Genomic DNA, 3,329 nt, shown 5'->3' on the forward strand with positions numbered 1-3,329 from the left:
TTCTCGCAAGTCAGCAACTGTCTGTCATGAGGAACGCCGCGTAGTCAAAGGCGCGTCCTTCGAGATTACCCATCCATTCCACCCAGCACGTGGAAATCGCTTTGTCCTGGTGAGTCGCAAGCAGAACTGGGGTGAAGATCGCGTGATGTATTTCGACGCACACAAGCGTCTGCGCTCGGTGCTGGCATCCTGGACTGATGTCCCGGAGACAGATCTGTTCGCGCAGGCCTCCGGTGGACATTCCTGGTTTAGAACTGACGATCTGCTTCGATTGCGTGCGCTTGTTGACGATCTGTTGGGAGCTCGCGATGTCAAATAAATTTCGCCGTGCGCGTAAAGTGAAATACGCCGCTTTCGAGATGATTTTAGCTCCACACGAGCAAGATAATCTTCATTTGGTTGCGTATTTCAGCGCTATTTCTAGAATTGATCTGATCACAGAGATACTTGACGTATCGAACGTGCAGGCGTATTTTATTTTCCATCACATCACCGAGAGATCATGCAATGACCAGGCCACCGTCAAAGCGCGATCGACTACGCGAACTTGGTGCGCTCAATCCTCATCCCGACCGAATACGGGCGCCATGGTTTCGATCGGGCGATTTCTTCGATCCCGACGATCTTGTTCAGGTCAAGTACGAGATGTTGCGTCATGTTCGGGTCGATGGCGCTTCCAAGGCCGAGGCGGCCGCCCTGTTCGGAATGTCCCGGCCGACGTTCTATCAGGCGGAGAGCGCCTTTGCGAGCGAGGGGCTGCCAGGGTTGCTTCCGAAACAGCGTGGGCCCAAAGGCGCGCACAAACTCAACTCGGTGGTCATGGCGTTCATCGAGGAGCGTCTACAGCAAGATGGCAGTCTTCGCGCTCGCGCGCTTGCGCAGGAGATCGAAACCTGGCTGGAGCTTTCGATCCACCCACGCAGTATCGAACGTGCGTTAGCACGCAAAAAAAAACCGTAGACGATTCTCCCCAATTCCGTCCGCCTTCGTCAGCGCTGGCTCGCTACGAAGCGCTACGGGCCGACCTGCTCGGCACAGGTTCTAACTCAGAAGGCCACGCGGCCATACGCTTTCATGGCCTGTTGCACGGGCTGGCGATCCAACGCCCGGACGCTTCGCGCATCGAGGCTCCCACTCCATCCGTGCCTGCTTCCAACTCAGTGCGGGATAACGGCGCGCTTGTTCGCGTGCTGGCCAACCTCGTACTGCGCACCCACGAGGAGCTTGCCCATGTCTACTAACTCCGCTCAGAAGGTCACAACTGAACATCTGCGGCGTGATGCGTTCCTCTACGTTCGGCAGTCGTCGCTTCGGCAGGTGTTCGAGAATACCGAGAGTACGAAGCGGCAATATGCGCTGCGCGATCGCGCCGTTTCGCTCGGGTGGCCGATCGAACGTATTCACGTCGTCGATAACGATCTCGGCATGTCAGGTTCCAGCGCCCAGGAGCGAGATGGCTTTCAGCACCTGGTCGCCGAGGTCGCCAATGGTCACGCCGGCATCGTACTGGGATTGGAAGTGTCGCGCCTTGCGCGCAATAATGCAGACTGGCATCGCCTGATCGAACTTGCATCGCTCACGCAAACTTTGATTCTGGACGAAGATGGAATTTACGATCCTGGTCAATTTAATGATCGCCTTTTGCTTGGGTTAAAGGGCGCCATGAGCGAAGCTGAACTTCATATTCTCAAGGGCCGGCTGCAAGGCGGGATCAAGAACAAGGCACGCCGGGGCGAGCTGGAAGTGCCTTTGCCAATCGGATTTGTGTACCACCCAAATGGCTCAGTGGCGCTCGATCCTGATCAACAGGTCAGGGGCGCGCTACAGTTGCTCTTCGACACGTTTCGGCAAGCTGCGTCGGCTACCGCCACGGTCAAGCGATTTCACCAGGAGGGTTGGCTGTTTCCGCGTCGCATCCGCCGGGGGATTGGCAAGGGAGATTTGATCTGGGGGCCGTTGGAACACTGTCGTGTCATCCAGATACTGCATAACCCCCGTTATGCCGGCGCCTATGTGTATGGTCGCACACGCGGAGCGTATCGTCCGGGACGTAAGTCCACGGCGCTTAAGGTTGACCGAGAGAATTGGCAGGTGTTAATCCAGAAGGCTCATCCAGGCTTTATCGACTGGGAGGAGTTCGAACGCAACCAGGCGACGCTTAAGCAGAATCTAACCGGATTCGGTCGCGACCGACGAGGCAGCATGCCACGCGAGGGCGTTGGGCTCCTGCAGGGGCGCGTCGTATGCGGAGTGTGTGGCGCACGTATGCGCGTACGGTACCAGGTTGTGGGCAATAAACTCGAACCGTACTATATGTGCACGGAGAATCCGGTGCGCCGCGCCGGCAAACCCTGTCAGTCTGTTCGCGGAAGCGCCATCGATGACGCGATAGGATCACTGCTTCTGGAGAGCGTCGCACCGGCAGCCCTCGAGGTCGCGCTAGCTGTCGAAGATGAGATATCAGGGCGCGTCAAACAGGCCGCGGATCAGCGTCAGAACCAACTGGTCCGGGCACGCTATGATGCCGAACTCGCGCGCCGTCGATATATGAGTGTCGACCCGACCAACCGGCTTGTCGCCGACACGCTGGAAGCGGACTGGAACGAACGTCTGCGCGTACTGGATGGATTGCAACAGGAGAACGAACGACTTCAGAACGCCGATCACAAGCTGTTAAGCAGCGATGCGCGAACCCAGATTCAGGCCCTCGCCGAAGACTTCCCCCGCGTCTGGAATGACCGACGAGTCGTGCCGGTCGAGCGCAAGCGCATGGTCGCTTTGCTCATTGAAGACGTAACCCTGGTCAAGTCCGAACGCGTCGCGATCCATGTACGCTTTCGCGGCGGGCGAACGACTTCGTTGGAGATCGATAAGCCCAGGCCCATCGCACTGATTCGCAAGACGCTGCCGGAAGTCGTTGCGAAGGTCGACGAACTCCTCGAAACCGGCTCGGATCGGCAAGTCGCCGAACAACTTAATGCGCTCGGTTATACAAACTGGAAAGGTGAAGCGTTTACGCACAAGAAGGTCTTTATCGTCCGCACCGCCTATCGGCTCAAGAGCCGGTTTGAACGCCTGCGCGAACGCGGCATGTTGACAGCCAACGAACTCGCCGCGCAACTCGGAGTGTGCCCGACTAGCATTCATCTGTGGGGCCAGCGCGGGCTGTTGCGTCAGCATCGCTACGGTAACCTGCATCGCTGCCTGTACGAGCCCGTCGGCGACGTCGTCCTGGTCAAAGGACAAGGCGGTCGCTACGGTTCGACTCAACCGACATTTATCGCTGTTCCACCAACCGCACAAGGTGCAGTATGAAGCGTACGCCTTCT

General features: G+C 57.8%; 3 protein-coding genes. All 3 read left to right on the forward strand.

Translation table 11 applies throughout. The annotated features are described in order from the left end of the window. On the forward strand, positions 1 to 319 hold a 319-nt coding region (locus P0D89_RS51805), incomplete at its 5' end, for a DUF5372 family protein (protein WP_408379451.1). 188 nt (positions 320 to 507) lie between these two features. Next, positions 508 to 960 carry a helix-turn-helix domain-containing protein gene (locus P0D89_RS51810; RefSeq protein ID WP_408370752.1) on the forward strand — a complete coding sequence of 151 codons (453 nt, stop codon included), beginning with the start codon at positions 508 to 510 and terminating at the stop codon, positions 958 to 960. A 270-nt stretch (positions 961 to 1,230) separates the two neighbouring features. After that, complete coding sequence (locus P0D89_RS51815) at positions 1,231 to 3,315, forward strand: recombinase family protein (protein ID WP_408370754.1); 2,085 nt, start codon at positions 1,231 to 1,233, stop codon at positions 3,313 to 3,315. Positions 3,316 to 3,329: the final 14 nt, after the last annotated feature.

The organism is Paraburkholderia sp. RL18-085-BIA-A (assembly GCF_046027075.1).
Classification (GTDB): Bacteria; Pseudomonadota; Gammaproteobacteria; order Burkholderiales; family Burkholderiaceae; genus Paraburkholderia.

Coding starts and splice junctions, on each gene's coding strand:
- P0D89_RS51810 (WP_408370752.1), top strand. CDS start 508: ATGACCAGGCCACCGTCAAAGCGCGATCGACTACGCGAACTTGGTGCG.
- P0D89_RS51815 (WP_408370754.1), top strand. CDS start 1,231: ATGTCTACTAACTCCGCTCAGAAGGTCACAACTGAACATCTGCGGCGT.